Annotated in this window: 15 protein-coding genes; 2 read left to right on the top strand and 13 right to left on the bottom strand. The window is 65.6% G+C overall.

The window, feature by feature from the left end; all coding sequences use genetic code 11:
• Positions 1 to 13: 13 nt before the first annotated feature.
• The 11 genes from AC1DIO_RS17340 to AC1DIO_RS17290 form a co-directional block, all read right to left on the bottom strand.
• Complete coding sequence (locus tag AC1DIO_RS17340; RefSeq protein ID WP_441507105.1) at positions 14 to 940, bottom strand: nucleoside hydrolase; 927 nt, start codon at positions 938 to 940, stop codon at positions 14 to 16.
• 1 nt (position 941) lies between these two features.
• Entirely contained in the window at positions 942 to 1715 is a 774-nt protein-coding gene (locus AC1DIO_RS17335; protein WP_476853742.1) for an ATP-binding cassette domain-containing protein, read from the bottom strand.
• A gap of 65 nt (positions 1716 to 1780) precedes the next feature.
• Positions 1781 to 2722: a sugar ABC transporter substrate-binding protein gene (locus AC1DIO_RS17330; RefSeq protein ID WP_476776383.1), complete on the bottom strand. Its 942-nt coding sequence runs from the start codon at positions 2720 to 2722 to the stop codon at positions 1781 to 1783.
• Between the two features lie 47 nt (positions 2723 to 2769).
• On the bottom strand, positions 2770 to 3711 hold the full coding sequence (locus AC1DIO_RS17325) for an ABC transporter permease (protein ID WP_441478038.1): 942 nt from the start codon (positions 3709 to 3711) through the stop codon (positions 2770 to 2772).
• 262 nt (positions 3712 to 3973) lie between these two features.
• Positions 3974 to 5461 (bottom strand): xylulokinase, encoded by a 1488-nt coding sequence (locus AC1DIO_RS17320; protein WP_476776388.1) that lies wholly within the window; start codon positions 5459 to 5461, stop codon positions 3974 to 3976.
• A gap of 146 nt (positions 5462 to 5607) precedes the next feature.
• Complete coding sequence (locus tag AC1DIO_RS17315) at positions 5608 to 7269, bottom strand: ABC transporter ATP-binding protein (RefSeq protein WP_441507102.1); 1662 nt, start codon at positions 7267 to 7269, stop codon at positions 5608 to 5610.
• Positions 7269 to 8084, bottom strand: coding sequence for an ABC transporter permease (locus AC1DIO_RS17310; protein ID WP_069880963.1), 816 nt, complete (start codon positions 8082 to 8084; stop codon positions 7269 to 7271). The genes AC1DIO_RS17315 and AC1DIO_RS17310 overlap by 1 nt, the downstream gene beginning before the upstream one ends.
• On the bottom strand, positions 8081 to 9025 hold the full coding sequence (locus AC1DIO_RS17305; RefSeq protein WP_069880964.1) for an ABC transporter permease: 945 nt from the start codon (positions 9023 to 9025) through the stop codon (positions 8081 to 8083). Before AC1DIO_RS17305 ends, AC1DIO_RS17310 begins: the two co-directional genes overlap by 4 nt.
• A gap of 31 nt (positions 9026 to 9056) precedes the next feature.
• Entirely contained in the window at positions 9057 to 10607 is a 1551-nt protein-coding gene (locus AC1DIO_RS17300) for an ABC transporter substrate-binding protein (protein ID WP_441507101.1), read from the bottom strand.
• Between the two features lie 79 nt (positions 10608 to 10686).
• Positions 10687 to 12237 (bottom strand): ABC transporter substrate-binding protein, encoded by a 1551-nt coding sequence (locus tag AC1DIO_RS17295; RefSeq protein ID WP_441490843.1) that lies wholly within the window; start codon positions 12235 to 12237, stop codon positions 10687 to 10689.
• A gap of 1 nt (position 12238) precedes the next feature.
• Positions 12239 to 13132, bottom strand: coding sequence for an alpha/beta hydrolase family protein (locus AC1DIO_RS17290; protein ID WP_441507126.1), 894 nt, complete (start codon positions 13130 to 13132; stop codon positions 12239 to 12241).
• Positions 13133 to 13260: 128 nt separating this feature from the next.
• Between AC1DIO_RS17290 and AC1DIO_RS17285 the strand changes: the two genes are divergently transcribed.
• The gene (locus AC1DIO_RS17285; protein WP_441507100.1) at positions 13261 to 13917 is read left to right on the top strand and encodes a GntR family transcriptional regulator; all 657 of its coding nucleotides are present in this window, start codon (positions 13261 to 13263) and stop codon (positions 13915 to 13917) included.
• On the opposite strand, the gene AC1DIO_RS17280 is transcribed toward AC1DIO_RS17285, so the two are convergent.
• Together AC1DIO_RS17280 and AC1DIO_RS17275 are read right to left on the bottom strand one after the other, a co-directional pair.
• Positions 13914 to 15485, bottom strand: coding sequence for an ABC transporter substrate-binding protein (locus AC1DIO_RS17280; RefSeq protein ID WP_441507099.1), 1572 nt, complete (start codon positions 15483 to 15485; stop codon positions 13914 to 13916). The two genes, AC1DIO_RS17285 and AC1DIO_RS17280, sit on opposite strands and share 4 nt — an antisense overlap.
• A gap of 75 nt (positions 15486 to 15560) precedes the next feature.
• Complete coding sequence (locus tag AC1DIO_RS17275) at positions 15561 to 16703, bottom strand: C45 family autoproteolytic acyltransferase/hydolase (protein ID WP_441507098.1); 1143 nt, start codon at positions 16701 to 16703, stop codon at positions 15561 to 15563.
• Between the two features lie 83 nt (positions 16704 to 16786).
• Between AC1DIO_RS17275 and AC1DIO_RS17270 the strand changes: the two genes are divergently transcribed.
• On the top strand, positions 16787 to 17683 hold the full coding sequence (locus AC1DIO_RS17270; protein WP_441507097.1) for a GntR family transcriptional regulator: 897 nt from the start codon (positions 16787 to 16789) through the stop codon (positions 17681 to 17683).
• Positions 17684 to 17707: the final 24 nt, after the last annotated feature.

The following is a 17707-nucleotide window of genomic DNA, read 5'->3' as shown; positions in this document are numbered from 1 at the left end:
GATCCAGCAATCCTCAAGGCAGGCGGGCGAGCGCATCGATCATGCGCTCGAACAGGCGGTCGGCATCGACCTCGTTGACGACGAAGGCGTTTGCCGGGCGCTTCGTCCGGCCGTTCCAGTCGATGGTCGAGCGGCCCCGGACATTGCCGGCGAGCTCGATCTCGACATGGCAATCACGGCCCTTGAACAGCTCGGGCCAGAGCAGCCAGGCGATGACGCAGGGGTCGTGCATGGGGTGGGCCGCCGTGCCCAGGCCCCCTGGGCGCGGACGCGTCAGCATGCCGTGGACCGCTCGCCCGGTGCGGGTGCCGAGCCCGTCCAACCGCGCCATGGCCGCCGACGAGGCGATGGCCTGATGCGTCGCATGCAGGCCAAACAGCGTGACAGGAACGCCCGCCCCGAGGACGACCGCCGCGGCATGCGGATCGACATAGAAATTGAACTCGGCTGCCGGCGTCATGTTGCCGAGGCCCATGGCCCCGCCCATCACCACGATCTCGCGCAGTTTGGGCGCAAGTTCCGGGGCAAGCCGCAAGGCCATCGCGACATTGGTCAGCGGCCCGAGCGCGCAGATCGTGATGCTGCCGTCTGTGGCTGCGCGCAGGACCTCGACGATCCCCTGGACGGCATGGCCGGGAGCCGCMGACGAGGCGGCGGCCGGCAGCCCGGCGCCGCTCAGGCCGTCGGGTCCGGAGACGAATTCCGCCGTCTCGAGCGGCTCCAGCATCGGCCGCGCCATGCCCGCTTGTACGGGCACATCGGGGCGCGCCGCCAGATCGCGGACGCGCAGCGCGTTGGCGGTGGTCAGGTCGATCCCGACATTGCCCGCGACCGTGCTGACCAGCCGAATGTCGAGTTCGTCAGGCTGCGCAAAGGCGAGCAGCAGGGCAACAGCGTCATCCTGCCCGGGATCGGTGTCGATGATGATCGGCCGTGCCATCTCAGGCCGCCAGCGCCGGGGCGGACATGATCAGATGGCTGAGATCGTCGGGGGTGAGATCGCCGATCGGCAGGTCATGCAGCTTGCGGCCGCTGCGCAGGATCACGACCCGGCTCGCCAGCGCGACCACGTCGCGCATGTTGTGGCTGATCAGCAGGACAGTGCGCCCCTCCGCCTTGAGATGGCGTACAAGATCAAGCACTTGCGCGGTTTCTTTGACGCCGAGCGCAGCCGTCGGCTCATCCATGATGATGACCTCGGCGTTCCAGCGAAGCGCCCGCGAGATCGCCACGGCMTGACGCTGTCCGCCGGAGAGCCGCTCGACCGGGCGCGTCATGTCCTCGATCTGCACCGACAGCCGGCGCAGGTAGCCTCTCGCCTCGTCCGCCATCCGCGCCTTGTCGAGCACGCGCAGGAAGGGCAGCACGAGCGGGCGCGTCAGCTCGGCCCCCATGAAGACATTTGCGGCGATCGACAGGCGCGGCGCGAGGGCAAGCTCCTGGTAGATCGTCGCCACGCCCTGCTCGAGCGCGTCATGCGGCGAGCGGAAATGCACCTCGCGGCCACGCAGGCGAATGGTGCCGGCGGTCGGCGCCTCGGCGCCCGACATGATCTTGATCAGCGTCGATTTGCCGGCGCCGTTGTCGCCGCAGATCGCCAGGACCTCGCCGGCATGGACGTCGAGATCGATGCCGCTCAGTGCCTGGACGGCGCCGTAATTCTTGCCGACCGAGCGCATCGCGAAGATGGGCTCCGAGGCCGCCTTTTCTGTCATCCGCATGCTCTCCGGAGGGCGCGCAAACGGGCCGGCTGCAAAGGCCGGCCCGGACGAGGGGCGCCCTATTTCAGGAAGTCCTTGACGTTGTTCTTGTCGACGACGACCGCGTCCATGAAGAGATAGGGGCCGGTCGTGATGGCGCTCACCGGCTGCTTCTTCACGGCGATGGCCTCGACAGCCTCGACAGCCTTCACGCCCATTTCCTCGAAGGGAACGGTGACGGTCGCGAGGAAGGTGCTGTCCGGGTCGGCAATGCGACGATAGGTTTCGGCGCCGCCATCGACGGAAACGAGCGGAATTTCGCCCTTCTTGACGCCCTGGGCCTTGAGCAGATCGTCGATGATGTAGGCCTGACCGTCAAAGGAGGCCCAGATACCGTTGATCTTGCCCTGATTGCGCAGGAGCAGCGCCTGCACGCCGCTGCGAACATCGTCGCGCCAGCTTTGGGTGCGCGCCATGCCGTGCTTTCCGACTTCCTTGACCGCGGTGTTCTCGGACAGGACGACGTCGAGCACCTTGCCGCGAATGCGTGAGGCGATATTGCCGTCGAAACGCACCGACATCAGGTTGCCGGTGTAGCCCATCTGCCCGAGCAGATAGAGGGTTGCGTCCGCACCGACCTTGTATTCATTGGTCTGGATGTCGAACAGCGAGTACGGCCCGGCGCCGGACTGGACTGTGATGACCGGGATGCCCTTGTCCTTCGCGGCCTTGAACTGGGCTTCCGCCTCGACCGGCTTGCCCATGGCGACGATGATGGCGTCGACCTTCTTGGCGATCAGCGCCTCGAACTGCTCGGCGTGCTTCGGCAGCGCGCCTTCGGAATTCAGCAGGGTGACGTTCCAGCCCTTGGCCTTGGCCGCAGCCGCAGCCGCATTTGCAACGCGCGCATGCGTCTCCGAGGTGAACTGGAAGCCGATGACGCCGAGCTCGAATGCGGAGGCGCTGCCGACGCCCCAGGCCAGCGCCAGACAGCTGGCTGCAACCATCTTCACGAACTTCATGACTACCCCCTCCGGACCGCGCGGATGGCTGCGCGGCGTTGTTGCGTTCAAACCTTGAAGGCTGCCTTCCGCACCACGCTGGCCGAGAATGCGACCGAGCCGATGATGATGATGCCAAGCACGATATCCTGCACGTAATAGGCTGCGCCCATCAGCACGAGCCCGTTGCCAAGAACCTTGAGCACAAGCGCGGCAAAGACCGTCCCGGCCACATTGGGCTTGCCGGGCTCGAACATCGTCATGCCGAGCAGCACGGCGGCAATGGCGTAGAGAAAATAGTCGCCGGCCATGTTCGGAGCGGCGGAGGAGAGGCTCGCGGCGAGCAGCACGGCGGTGATCGAGGCGAAAACGCCGGCCAGCAGCAGGCCAAGCCGCTTCATCCGCATGGTCGCGATGCCTGCGAGCCGCGCCGCCTCATCAGCCTCGCCGGTTGCCGCCATATGGGCGCCGGTCCGGGTCCATTTCAGCAGCACATAGGAGATGCCGGTCGCCGCAAGCAGGAACCAGATCAGATTGGGCAGGCCGAGCGTCGTGCCGCGTGCCAGGCCGGTGAATCCGGCCGGCCAGCGCCCGACGAAGGCGACGCCCTGCGTGATCATGAAGGCGAGCCCCTTGGCGATGGCGGCCGTGCCGAGCGTCACGATCAGCGAAGGAACCTTCAGCACCGTGACGCCGAAACCGTTGAAGGCCCCCAGCCCGGCGCCCACCGCAAGAGCGGCCAGGACCGCGATCGCGGGGTCATAGCCCGCCTGGATGAACCAGCCAGCGGCGACTGCAGCCAGGCTCGCGACCTCGGCGATCGACAGATCGAGCTCGGCGATGGTCAGGGCGAGCGCAAAGCCGAGTGCAAGGATGGCGAGGAAGCTCGTGTCCTTGGCGATGTTCAGGAGATTGCCCGGGCTTGCGAAATTCGGCGCAAACGCGACGAAGAACCCGATCAGGGCGAGCCCCGCCAATGCAGTGCCATGCCGTTCGACAAGCGTGCGCATTCAGTGCGTTCCCCGCAACGGAAGCGCCATGCGGCCTCCGGGCGTCGCAAAGGGCTGATGGGGAGACGGGATCGAGTGTCGGGGCATCATGTCATGACAGCGGGCGAGCGGGCATTCCATCCGAACCGGCCGAAGCCGTACCGAATGGAACAACTCAACCCTAGTGCGGGGCCAACGCGAATGCGAGCCGGCGCAACGGGTTGAGAGCGAATTCTCCACGTCCAATTGCGCAACGTCAGGCCCATGCTGCACGTGCGGCCCCTCACTCGCGCCAACCGGCGAGCTGACGCCCGATTGGAGCCAGAGCCTGCTCTGCCTGTCGGAAGAGGCCAAACAGCCGATCATAGGGTTCGCGTGAGGCCGGGTTCGGCTGGTAGACCCGCGCCAGTCTGACAAGCGCTTCCTGCGCTGCGGCGAGATCCGGAAAGCGTCCGAGAGCGGTCCAGGCGACGATGGCAGCACCGAGCAGACCATGCTCCTCGCCTTCGACGACGCCGACCGGACGGCCGAGGATATCCGCCTTGATCTGACACCAATGGCGATTGGCAGCGCCGCCTCCGCCGAAGCGAAGTTCCGCGATCGGCCGGCCTGACGCTGCCTCGGCACGCTCCAGCACGACACGATTGAGGAAACCGACGCCCTCCATCACCGCCCAGGCGAGGTCAACCGCGCGGTGGCGGCGATTGAGCCCGACGAGAGCCCCGCGCAGTGACGGGTCCCAGTACGGCACGCGTTCGCCCTGGAGATAGGGCAGGAAGATCACCGGGGCGGCATCGCGCGGTTCCGCAAGGACGCGGCCAAGCTCGCGACCGGCTTGCGCCGGTTCGCCCTGGAAGCGACCGAGCAGCTCGAGCAGCCAGACCAGCGTGTCGGCCCCTGTCTGGCTGGGGCCGCCGAGCTGGGTGAGGCCGGCGCCCCAGTCTACCGTCATCAGCCCTTCGGCCCAGGCAGCCCGTGCATTGACGAGACCCAGCACCTCCGTCGTCCCGGACAGGTTGTAGCCAAAACCCGGACGCATGGCGCCCAATCCGACCACGCTCGCCCAGGTGTCGTTCGCCATGGCGATCACGGGCCGGCCGGCAAGATGGCCAAGTGCGCCTTCCAGCCCCGGCTGGACATGGCCCATGATCGAAACCGGCTGGCGCAGCGGCGGAAGAAGCGTCACCGGCAGGGCGGCAGCGTCGAACAGCGAACCGCCGGCGGGCGCGGCCGCTGCGGCCGCCTCCAGCCGCGCGAGCGAAACGGTATCGCTCGCCACGACCCCGGTCAGGCGCAGATTCAGATAGTCCTTGGGATCGAGAACATGCGCCGTGGCCGCGAGGATGCCCGGCTCGGACTGTTTCAGCCACCAAAGCCGCGCGAGCGGGTGGAAGGCATTGAGGCCCGCTGTCTCCGGATGCTCCTTCGGGCACGTGGCCAGAAGCGAGGGCAGCGTCGTGTCGGCGCGCGTATCGCGCCATAGCATGGCGGGACGGAGCACCTGGCCGTCGCGATCGACGAAGACCTGCGTGCGCGTCAGCGCCGAGATCGCCAATGCCTCGATCTGCCCGAAGAGCGTGGGATGGGAAGCCTGGAGCACGGCTGCGCTCTCGCGGAGCGCGCTCCACCAGTGGTCGGGATCGATCTCGGCGGCGCCGCCCTGCTCGATCGGCACCCGCATGACGATGCTATGGCGGGCCCGAAGCTGCCCCGCCTCGTCGACGAGAGCTGCGCGAAAACTGGTGCCGCCGAGATCGCAGGCGAGAACCATGCTCACCGGCGAATACTCCCGTCGCCGCTACGCCTGCCGGACATCACCCTCACCTGCATCGCCTTGATCCGTCGCTCCCTGCCAGGGGCCTGCCTCATAGCAGGAGAGCGAGCGGGCGCGTAGCGCCCGCCGCCGGAAGCTGGGGATCAGGCGAGCGCGGCTTCGGTTTCGTCGACCAGCCGCCAGAACAGGCGCACGCCTCCGTCCGGCGCGGTTTCGAGGCCGGGCACGGCAGAGAGCAGCTTGCGGGTATAGGCATGCTGCGGCCGGTCGAAGATCTCGTCGCGGGTCCCGTCCTCGACGATCCGGCCCTCGTTCATCACCACGACACGGTCGGCGACCTGCTCGACCACGCCGAGATCATGGCTGATGAACAGGCAGGAGAAGCCGTGCTTGCGCTGCAGCTCGGCGAAGAGCTCCAGCACCTGCGCCCGCACCGTCACGTCGAGGGCCGAGACCGGCTCGTCGGCGATCACGAATTTCGGACGGCGCACCACGGCGCGTGCGATCGCGATGCGCTGGCGCTGGCCGCCCGAGAGCTCGTGCGGATAGCGTGACGCGAAGCCGTCGGCGAGGCCGACCTCCGCCAGCACCTCCTGCAGCCGCGCCGCCTTCAGGGCCGCCGTCATGCCGGGCACCAGCCGGAGCGGCTCGGCCACGAGATCGCCGATGGTCATGCGCGGATCGAGCGAGGAATAGGGATCCTGGAAGACCATCTGGCAGTTCAGCCGGTAATCCCAATAGGCCGTCTCGCTCTTGTCGATCGGCTTGCCCTCGAAGCGGATCTCGCCGCTGGTCGGCTTGATCAGGCCGGCGATCGCATGGCCGAGCGTGGTCTTGCCCGAGCCCGAGCCGCCGACGACGGCGACGACTTGGCCCGGCGCGACATCCAGGCTGATGCCATGCAGTGCGCGCTTCGGCGCCTCCTTGCGGAAGAAGCCCTGGCGTCCGCCATAGTCGATCACGAGATCACGCACCGAGACGATCGGCGTTCCGGCTTCCGGCAGCGCGCGCGCCGGACCGCGATGCGGCATCGCGGCCAGCAGCTTGCGCGTATAGGGGTGCTTCGGCCGCGCCAGCAGCTCCTCGGTCCGGCCCTGCTCGACGACATCGCCCTGGCACATCACGATGGCGCGGTCGGAATAGCGCGCGATCATGCCGAGGTCGTGGCTGATCATCAGCACGGCGGTGTTGTTGGCCTTGGTCAGGTCGACCATCAGCTCCAGCACGTCGCGCTGCACGACAGCGTCGAGTGCCGTCGTCGGCTCGTCGGCGATCAGCAGCGCCGGCTTCAGCAACATCACCGAGGCCAGCATGATGCGCTGGCGCATGCCGCCGGAGAACTGATGCGGATAGGAGGTCAACGCGCCCTCGGGATCGCGGATGCCGACACGCCGGAGCATGTCGAGGATCAACTCCTTGCGCTCGCTGGTGCTGAGCTTGCGATGCAGCGCCAGGCCCTCGTCGAGCTGCCGGCCGATCAGCATCGACGGGTTCAGCGAGGTCATCGGCTCCTGGAAGACCATGCCGACACGCGAACCGCGCATGGCGCGCAGCTGCTTCGGTTCCATGGTCGTGACCTCCTGGCCCTCGAACTTGATCGACCCGGCGACGCGCCTGACTGCGGGCGGGATGAAGCCCATCAGGGCGCGCGCAGCCAGGGTCTTGCCGGAGCCGGACTCGCCGACGATGCCGACGATCTCGCCTGGCGAGACGGAAAAGCTGACGCCGTTGACGACGCGCTTGCCGGTGCTGCCGATCTCGAGCGTGAGGTCGTCGACGCGCAGAAGTGTTTCGGACGAGGCCATCACATTCCCCTCATGCGCGGGTCGAGCTTGTCGCGCACCGCATCGCCGAGAAGATTGATCCCGAGCAGCGTCAGCGAAATGCACAGGCCGGGGAAGATGCCGAGCCAGACGGCCTGGCCGATATAGGGCCGCGAACCGGCGAGCATGTTGCCCCAGGTCGGGGCCGGTGGCGGCACGCCGAGGCCGAGGAAGGAGAGCGCGCTCTCCGCCAGCAGCACATAGCCGAACATCGAGGTCGCCAGCACGGTCAGCGGCGCGATGCAGTTCGGCAGGATGTGGCGGGCCATGGTGAAGCCCTCGGAATTGCCCATCACGCGGGAGGCGGCGATGTATTCGCGCTCGCGCAGCGAAAGCACCGTGCCGCGCACGATGCGGGCGACCGAGGGCGCATAGGCGATGCCGAGCGCGACGATGATGCCGTATTTGTTGGCACCCACCACCGCGAGCAGGCCGAGCGCCAGCAGGATTCCGGGAAAGGCGAGCAGCGCATCGTTGAAGGCCATGACGATGCGGTCGAACCAGCCGCGGAGATAGCCACTGAAGACGCCGATCACGGTGCCCAGCGTCACGGCGAGCGTGACGGTCAGCAGGCTGATCCAGACGCTGGTCGCAGCGCCCGCCATCAGGCGGGAGAGCACGTCGCGGCCGAACTCATCGGTGCCGAGCCAGTGCATGGCGCTCGGCGCCGCGAGCTTGGCGCGGAACGAGAGCTGCAGGGGATCGTAGGGGGTCCAGACCGCGCCGGTCAGGGCGACGACGAGCAGGACACCGATGAGCAGACCGCCCAGCAGGGCGTTGGGTGCGGGGAGCTTCATTCGGCTGTCACCCGCGGGTCGAAGATGGGATAGCACAGGTCGATCACCAGATTGACGAGGACATAGGTGAAGGCGACGAAGAGCAGGCAGCCCTGGATCACCGGGTAATCGCGCGCGAAGATCGAATCGACCAGCAGACGGCCGAGGCCGGGAATGGTGAAGACGGTCTCGACCACGGCGATGCCGCCGAGCAGGTTGCCGAGCACGAGCCCGATCAGCGTCCAGGTCGGCCCGAAGGCGTTCTTGAAGGCGTGGCGCCAGAGCACGGCGCCTTCCGAGAGGCCCTTGGCGCGGGCATGGGTGATGTAGTCGAGCCGCAGCACCTCCAGCGTCGAGGCGCGCGCCATGCGCAGGATCACGCCGATCTCGTGCAGGAACAGCGTCAGGATCGGCATGACGAGGTAGAGGATGCCGCGTGTCGTGTCCTCGCCGATCGAGACATAGCCGACGACCGGAAGCCATTCGAGCTTCAGCCCGAAGAACAGCAGCAGGAGCAGGCCGAGCCAGAAGGTCGGGATCGAGAGCAGCAGCGTCGCCAGCCCCACCAGGGTGAGATCGAGCGAGCTGTTCTGGCGCCAGGCGGCAATCACGCCGGCCGGTACGGCGACCAGGCAGGCGAACAGCACCGCAACCAGCACCACCTGCGCGCTGATGAAGAAGCGCTGGGCGATGAGCGGCAGGACCGCCTGTTGCGAATTGATCGACTGGCCGAGATCGCCTTGCAGCAGATTGCCGAACCAGATCGCGAACTGCATCGGCAGGCTGCGATCGAGGCCCAGGCGTGCCCGGAGATCGGCCAGGCTCGCCGGATCGGCGAGGTCGCCCAGCATGAGCTGGGCCGGATCACCCGGGATCAACCGGATCAGGACGAAAACCGAGACTGCCACGATGAACAGTGTCGGCAACGCCATCAGGATGCGCGTGAGCGCGAAACGCAGCATTGGTGCTTCCCCTCCCCGTCAGACCTGCGCCTCAATTGGCGAGGTTGACGCCCCACATCCGCATCTTCGACTGCCACGGCTGGAAATCGCGCACGCGCTTGGAATGCGCGATCACGTCGAGGCCGTTGAAGTAGATGATCAGCGGCACCTCTTCGATCATGCGCTTGTGCAGGTCGTCGAAGAGCTTCTGGCGCTCGGCCTTGTCCGAAACGACCATCGACTTGTCGATCAGTGCCTGCGCCTCGGCATTGTCCCAGACCTTGCGCGGCTGCTTGTCCTTCGGCCCGGCGAACTGCTCGAACCCGAGTGCGGGGTCGAAGCGTGCCGAATAGGAGAAGGACTGCATCTGGTAATTGCCCTTGTTGTAGCGATCGAGCTGGGTTGCCCAGTCCAGGACCTCGATCTCGGCATTGATGCCGGCGGCCTGCATCATCGCCTGAGCCACGACGGCGGCCGGGAAACTCGGCACGGTCGGGCGCTTGTTGGCGATGATCGAGATCTTCTCGCCCTTGTAGCCGGCCTCCTGGAGCAGCTTCTTCACCTTGGCCGGGTCATAGCTGAAGCCCTGCTTCTCGACCGGTCCGAAATAGGCCGAGCTCGGATAGATCGCCGAATTGTTCGGCGTGCCGAGATTGCTGGAGGCGGCTGCGACCAGCTCGGTCATGTCGAGCGAGGCGGCGATGGCCTGGCGCAGCTTGACGTTCTTGATCAGCGCGTCGTTCGTCTGGAACAGGAAGGTGTGGCGCACGGCGTTCGGGGCGACCTTCACGTCGAGCTTGGGATTCTTGCGCAGTTCCTCGACATCGCTCGGCAGGATTTCGGCCATGTCGATGGCGCCTGAGATCAGGCCGGCCTTCACCGTCGCGGGATCGCGCACGACAAGGAACTTCACGTCCTTGATGAGCGGCTTCTTCAGGCCGATATAGCCGTCGCGCTTGTCGCTCTTCGGCGACACATAGCCGTCGAAGGCGGTCATGGTGAAATACTCGCCGCGCTTCCAATCGCCGATCTTGAACGGCCCGGTGCCGACCGGCTTGTCCCAGGAACCGTCCGCCTTCAGCGAGTCCTTGTGGATGACGGCGGCCATGGCGCAGTCGGTGCGTGCCAGCGCGTCGAGGAAGAGCGCGCTGGGCGAGTTGATGCGCATCACGACGGTGTTGGCGTCGGGAGCCTCGATCGCCTCGACCTTCAGGCCATTGCGACCGTCGAATTCGGACAGGCAACGCCACTCCGTCTTCGGATCCATGTAGCGGTTCCAGCTCCAGACGACGTCGGCCGAGGTCAGCTCCGCGCCATTGTGGAACTTCACGCCCTTGCGCAGCGTGAAAGTGTAGGCCTTGCCGTCGGCCGACATCTCGACCTTCTCGGCGAGAAGCGGCCCGACCGTGCCATCCTCGGCATAACCGACCAGGCCCTCGACGAGCTGCAGGACGAAATCATCCGTGTTGTCGTCGCGGTTCACGCCGGGATTGGAGCTGCGGATATCGGCAGCGACCGCGACCGTGACGGACTGGGCGGCGGCCGGACCAGCGACGAGCGCTGAGGTCGCCAGTGCGAAGGCCGAGGCATAGATGCGGTTCATGTCGATGTTCCTGTTGTCGTCGTTCTTCTTGGTTTTGAGATGAGCTGGCCCGGGTCCGGCGCGGGCCAGGAGCAACGCCTCAATTGGCGAAGCTGACCTCCCAGAGCCGCGGCTTCCCAGCGACCCAGGGGGCAAAGCCGCGCAGCTTCCTGGAGACACCGGCCGTGTCGACCTGATTGTAGAGGAAGATCAGCGGAGCTTCGGCGAGCATCAGCTTGTGGAGCTCGTCGAACAGCTTCTGGCGCTCGGCCGGATCGCCGACGAGAGTCGCCTTCTCGATCAGCTCGTCGGCACGCCGGCTGTCCCAGGCCTTGGACGGGAATGCGTCCTTGGGTCCGCTGAACTGGTTGTAGCTCTGGGCAGGATCGATGCGGGCGGAATAGCTGAAGGACATCATCTGGAAGTTGCCCTTGGAATAGCGGTCGAGCTGGGTCGCCCATTCCAGCACCTCGATCTCGCTGTTGATGCCGGCGGCCTGCAGCATGGCCTGGGCCACGACCGCGGCCGGGAAGCTCGGCACCGTCGAGCGCTTATTGGCGATCAGCTTGATCGGCTGGCCCTTGTAGCCGGCCTCGGCGAGCAGCTTCTTCACCTTGGCGAGGTCCTGGGTGTAACGCTGGCGCTGCACCTCGCTGTAATAGGGCGACGTGACATAGATCGCCGAGTTGTTGGTCTTGCCGAGCTCGTTCGAGGTGTGCGCGACGATCTGGTCGAGATCGAGCGCGGCCGCGATCGCCTGGCGCATCCGGACATCGCCGAGCAGGGCGTCGCGCGTCTGGAACAGGAAGGCGTGCTTCGTCGCGCTCGGGGCGCTCATCACCTCGAGATTGGGGATCTTCTTCATTTCCGGCACGTCGGAATCAGGGACGTCTGCCACATGCAATGCGCCCGACATCAAGCCGGCCTTGATCGTGGCGCCATCGGCGATGGAGAGGAATTTCACCTCCGGCACCAGGGCACGCTTGCGGCCGACATAGCCGTCGCGCTGCTCGCCCGGGGGCGAGACGTAACCGTCGAAGCGCTTCAGCGAGACGAATTCGCCGCGGCGCCATTCGCCGAGCGTGAAGGGGCCGGTGCCGATCGGCCGGTCCCAGCTGCCGTCGGCCTTCACCGAGTCCTTGTGGATGATCGCGACCATGGCGCAATCGGTGCGCGCCATGGTGTCGAGGAACATCGCACTGGGCTTTTCCAGCTTCATGACGAAGGTCGACGGATCAGGTGCGTCGACACTGGTGACCTTCATGCCGGTCCGGCCGTCGAATTCCGCCCGGCAGCGCCAGTCGGTCTTCGCGTCCATGTAGCGGTTCCAGTTCCACAGCACGTCGGCCGAGGTCATGACCGCGCCATTGTGGAACTTCACGCCCTTGCGCAGCGTGAAGGTGTAAGTGAGCCCGTCGGGCGAGACCGCGATCGACTCCGCCAGCAACGGCGCGACCGCGCCGTTCTCGCGGTAGCCGACCAGGCCCTCGACCATGTGCAGCACGACGGCATCGGTATTGTCGTCCCGGTTGACGCCCGGGTTGGTCGAACGGATGTCCGCATTGAGCGCGACATTGATCGTCGATTGCTGGGCCAGAACCGGCGCAGCAACAAGGGTCAAAGCAATAGCCAGGGACGACGTCAGGTTCACTTCATTTCCCCTTCAGCACGGTGAGAGGCGCAGCATCTGCACGCAGGCGGGTCAGCGTTTCCGCCAGGAATTCCTCGACGCGCGGCACAGCCTTGACGCCGTCATGCGGCATGTTCGGCACCAGATCGAAGCGCACCTTCACGCCTTCGGCTTCGAAGGAGCGCTGCAGGCTGGCGAGCCGCTCAGGGCGGGTCTTGCCGGCATGGTTGGCATCCGGCATCCAGTTGCGGCCGCCTTCCTTGTGGGTGATTTCCCAGGTTTCCAGATCGGCAGCCCCGACGATCATCTGGACCGGCACTTTGGCGAGGGCGGCCAAGTCGATCTCCTGCCCGAACAGCGCCGCGAAATTCCGCGTGCCGACCCACCAGTCGCGCGTCGGATCGAGCAGCGTGACCGAACCCGGTGCTCCGATGCAGGCAGCCCAGAGGCGGTCGGGATGCAGAAGCATGAAGCGATGTGCGAAGTGCCCGCCGCCGGAATACCCGAACAGGGCAAAGCGCTTGAAGTCGAGATTGTAGCGCTCGCCGACCTCATCGACGATGGCAAGCAGTTCGTGATCGTAGCGGATGTCGGCTTCGCGCATGTACTTGAAGCCGTCACGATAGCCGTCGCCCCGCACCCCGACCGGGAAGAGCGGCGCGAGCACGATGCAGTTGTTCCAGCGCGCGAACTCGGTGAAGGCATCGCGATAGGTGATGAAACTGCGGCCGGTGCCATGCATGGCGACGACCAGCGCCGGCGGCTCGCCGCCCTGCCCCACTGACGGCGGCACGTAGAGGCAATAGGCAAAGCGGGGATCGTGTCGGCTGGCGAAGACCGTGGTCCGGTCCATGTCGTAGAGCGCGGCAGCCTTGTCGGCCTTCCCGGCTTCGGGCGCTTCACGCGTCGCAGTCATCGCAGCCATCGGATATCCTTTATTGGCTTTTAAATTGGCGCCAATTATGTTGCACGTTGCATTCAGGCTGGCAAGCTTGGATCGGTCGCTTCGCCCGGTAGCGAAATCGCGGCGAGATGAGCTAGGGGATGACGATGACGACCGTGAAGCGTAAGCCGAAATCGAAACACGCCCTGGCTGGAGAGATCGCCGAGGCGATCAAGCTCGGCCACTTCCGGTCCGGCGAATGGCTCCGCCAGATCGACATCGAGCAGAAATTCGCCGCGACGCGCTTTGATGTTCGCACCGCGCTCGACGAACTCGTCGTGCGCAAGGCGATCGAACATGTCCCCAACCGGGGCTACCGCGTGGCCGAGATCGATCGAGAGACCCTGCGCCATATCCGGTCCGTCAGGATCGTGATCGAGACCTCCGTCGCGACCGCGATCGTTGGCCGGATGACGCCGGCAACCCTCTCGACGCTTCGTGGCCTCGCCGAGGAGTTCGGCGTGGCGGTGCGCGAGGGCACGCGCGCCGACCAGAGCCGGGTCAACGCGGAATTTCACGAAGTGATGTATCATCTCAGCGGCAACCCCGTGCTGGAGGAGCTGATCTGGAACCTGCGTGATCGCGGGCGCGGGTCGAACGTCACGGTATGGGCCTCCCACGACTCGCTGCTGCGCAGCGACCGTGACCATCACGCCATGATCGAAGCCATCGAGAAGCGCGACATTGCGCGCCTCTCGCAGTTGATTGCAGCTCATATTCTCAAGGATGCACCCGAGAGAGAGCCGGGGGACCTTTAGTCGGTGACGCTGACTTCCCAGAGCCTGGGCTTGGACAGGATCGAGGACTGGTAGCCCTTCACGCGCTTCGCATAGACGCCGGCATCGAGCCCATTATAGAGCATGACCATTGGCACCTGGGCGATGAAGCGCGTGTGCAGTTCGTCGAACAGCTTCTGGCGCTCGGCCTTGTCCGAAACCACCATCGACTTGTCGAGCAGCGCGAGCGAGTCCGGATCGTCCCAGACCTTGCGCGGCTGGGTCGCTTTCGGACCGGCGATCGACTCGAAGCTCAGTGCGGGGTCGAGGCGGGCCGAATAGGGGAAAGCCTGCATCTGGTAGTTGCCCTTGCTGTAGCGGTCGAGCTGCGTCGCCCATTCCAGCACTTCGATCGAGACATTGATGCCGGCGCCCTGCAGCATCTGCTGCGCGATCACCGCGGAATCGAAGCTCTGCGGATAGCGCTTGTTGGCGAGCATCACGATCGGCTCGCCCTTGTAGCCGGCTTCCTGAAGCAGCTTCTTGGCAGCCGCGACATCGTGCTTGTAGCCCTGCTTCTGCACCGGCCCGTAATAGGACGACATCGCAGGGACGATCGAATTGTTCGGCTTGCCCAGGCCGTCCGTGACGGCGGAGACGATCTCGTTGACGTCGAGCGCCGCGGCAATCGCCTGGCGCAGCTTCTGGTTCTGCAGCAACGGATCGCGGGTCTGCAGCAGGAGGCCGACCAATCCCATGTTCGAGACGAGCGAGACCTCGACCTTGGGGTTCTTGCGCAGCTCGCCGACTTCAGCGTTGGCGACGTCGGGGATGACGTCGATGTCGCCACGCAGCAATGCGGCCTTGGCGGTGGAGCTGTCAGGCACGATCAGGAAGCGGACTTCATCCACCAGCGGACGCTTGCTGCCGGTATAGCCATCGATCTTGCCGGGAAGGCTGGCGTAGTCGGCATTGCGCACGAGCCGGATATATTCGCCGCGGCGCCATTCGCCGAAGCTGAATGGCCCCGTGCCGATCGGCTTGTCGAAACTGCCATCCGCCTTCACCGAATCCTTGTGCATGATCCCGGTCATGGCGCAATCGGTGCGGGCGATGCTGGCAAGGAAGAGAGAGCTCGGCTTGTCGAGCTTGAACACCACCGTCGAAGCATCCGGCGCCGTTACGGATTCGACCTTGACCCGCCCTCGCCCGTCGAATTCCGAAAGGCAGCGCCATTCGGTCTTCGGGTCCATGTAGCGGTTCCAGCTCCAGACGACGTCGGCAGCCGTCAGCGGCGCGCCATTGTGGAACTTCACCCCCTTGCGCAGTGTGAAGGTGTAGCTCAGCCCGTCCTCGGACAGCGCGACCTTCTCGGCAAGGAGCGGCTTGACCTCGGCATCATCGCCATAGGCGACGAGGCCCTCGACCATATGCAGCACGACGGCGTCGGTATTGTCGTCCCGGTTCACGCCCGGATTGATGCTGCGGATATCGGCATTGAGATGCGCGCGAATGCTCGTTGGCGCCGCGAGCGACGGGCCGAGACCTGCCAGCAGCGAGGTCATTGCCGCACTGGCAAGCGCTGCTGCCGCAATCGGTTTGAAAGCCATGTTCGATCCCCTCCTGATTTTTTGTTAGCGAATGGCGTCGGGCCGCCCTCTACGGCTCCGACGCATGCAAAGAACTCACTCGGCGGCTTCGGCCAGCGTCACCGGATCGTCAGTCAGGCTGTAGCGCGTGAACTGCCGGTTCAGGGCCGGCAGCGGGGCCACTTCCATGATGCCCTTCGCCGGCTGCATGATCACCATCGACACCGTGGCCGAGAGATTGCCGGTCTCGTTGGGACGCGGCGGGCGGCAGACGGCATAGGGCGACAGGAAGTCGTCGAAGAACGCATTCTTGAGATCGGCGACGCTGAGCTTGCGGCCGGCATCGTCGAGCAGCTTGCGGACGCGCCAGTCGCGATAGAAACTCTCCGGCACCCGCGGAATGCCGGTGTCCTTGATCTTGGTGAGCGCGATCGAGCCGACCCAATGGTTGGCATGAACGATCAGGCCATCGGCCGGGTAGATCGGGAAGGCCTCATCAGGGGCGCATTCGAAGTCGATGGCGAAGCCTGCGACCGTCGAGAGCATCATGTTGTTCGAGCAGGCCTTCGGCGTCGTCGCCACGGCCTTCATCGCCATGGCGAAATGCTCCTGCTCCAGCACCTTGCGCCGGATCAGCGCCAGCGGCACGCCAGCCTGGGTGAAGTCGCGCTCGGATTCCAGATAGTTGGCGGTGATCGAAACGCCGGCGGCGTTCATGCCACAGCGAGCAAGACCGCCCGCCTCGACAAAGGTCAGGAAGTCCGGGCCGTCATCGCGGCGCACGCGCAGCACGATGGCGGTCTCGGCGCATTCCGCCTTCCAGTCCCAGTTCTGGCCGTGGATGAGTTCGCCCGTCACGCTGCGCTCGGGCAGAATGACCGCGCCCGTGCAACCATCGTCGAGCTCCTCGCCGGCCTCGACCGGCTTGGCCTTCTCGAGCCGTGCCTTGGCCATGACTTCGGTGCGGGCATTGACCATCACGATATCTTCGAGCGTGACGCCGGCACCGTCGGCTATGCCGCGCATCTCCTCGACATAGTGGGCGCCGAAAGCCTCGATCTCGCGGGCGAATTCGGCGATCAATCGCGACTTGGCAACGGCATCGTAGCCGAGATCGGTGAGCTGGCCGCCATAGAGCTCGATGCTGCGCTTGACGCGCGTGGGGACCGCTGCGCCATGCTGCCGGCCGCGCTCATAGGGCGATCCCGAAACATCGATGAATGGAAAGGGCTCAACCATGGACCAAATCTCCGCGCCGGCTCTGGCGCCCGGCTAACAGTTAATGTATTTCATCACGCAGTAAGACAATCAAGAGGAAATTCATGGCCGAACCGACGCGGCTCCAGCAGGATCTGGCCGAGCGCATCATCCAACTGGCGCGCGAGGATGGCCTCGCGGCGGGCGCATGGCTCAACGAGAACAATCTGGCCAAGCGCCTGAATGTCTCGCGGACCCCGGTGCGGGCGGCGCTCAGCCACCTCGAAGGCCAGGGAATCGTGCTTCGTCACCCCAACAAGGGCGTCGAGCTGGTCAGCGCGCTTCCGCTTCCGGCAGACAGTGGCGGCTCGCCCGACGAGACCGACCTCGCTCTGGTCAGGATCGCACGCGACCGCGAGAGCGGCGCGCTTGGCGATGACGTTTCCGAGCTGGAGCTGATGCGCCGATACGAGATGGCGCGACCGGAAATCCAGCGCACCCTGAAACGCCTGGCCGAGCTGGAGATGGTGGAGCGCAAGCCGGGCTATGGCTGGCGCTTCCTGCATGAATCCTCGGATTCGTCGCTGCGAATGGAGCGCTATCGCTTCCGCATGCTGCTCGAACCCATGGGTTTTCTCGAACCTGGCTTTCGCCTCGACGAGCACTGGGCGGCGGAGATGCTGAGGCGGCACCGCCACACCCTGACCCAGCCCTGGCGCGAGTCCTCCAGCGTCGCCTTCTACGAGATGAACGCGGCCTTTCACGAAGGTCTCGCGGCCGCATCGGGCAATCGCTTCATCCACTCCGCCATCCGCCGGGAAAACCAGATGCGACGGCTCTCCAACTATGATTGGGGCTCCGGCACCGAACGGGTCCAGGTCAGCTGCACCGAGCACATCGAGATCCTCGAACGCCTGCAAGCCGGAGACCGGGAAATCGCCTCGGTCCTGATGCGCCGGCATTTGCAGCGCGCCAGCGAACTCAAGCGGAGAGTCCGGCAACCGCCGCCCACGCCCGGCTAGCAAGGCATGTGAAGTGATATTGTC

The organism is Allobosea sp. 05T439, assembly GCF_056396005.1.
The sequence above is the reverse complement of the archived record's forward strand: the minus strand, read 5'-3'. Positions and strand labels throughout refer to the sequence as shown.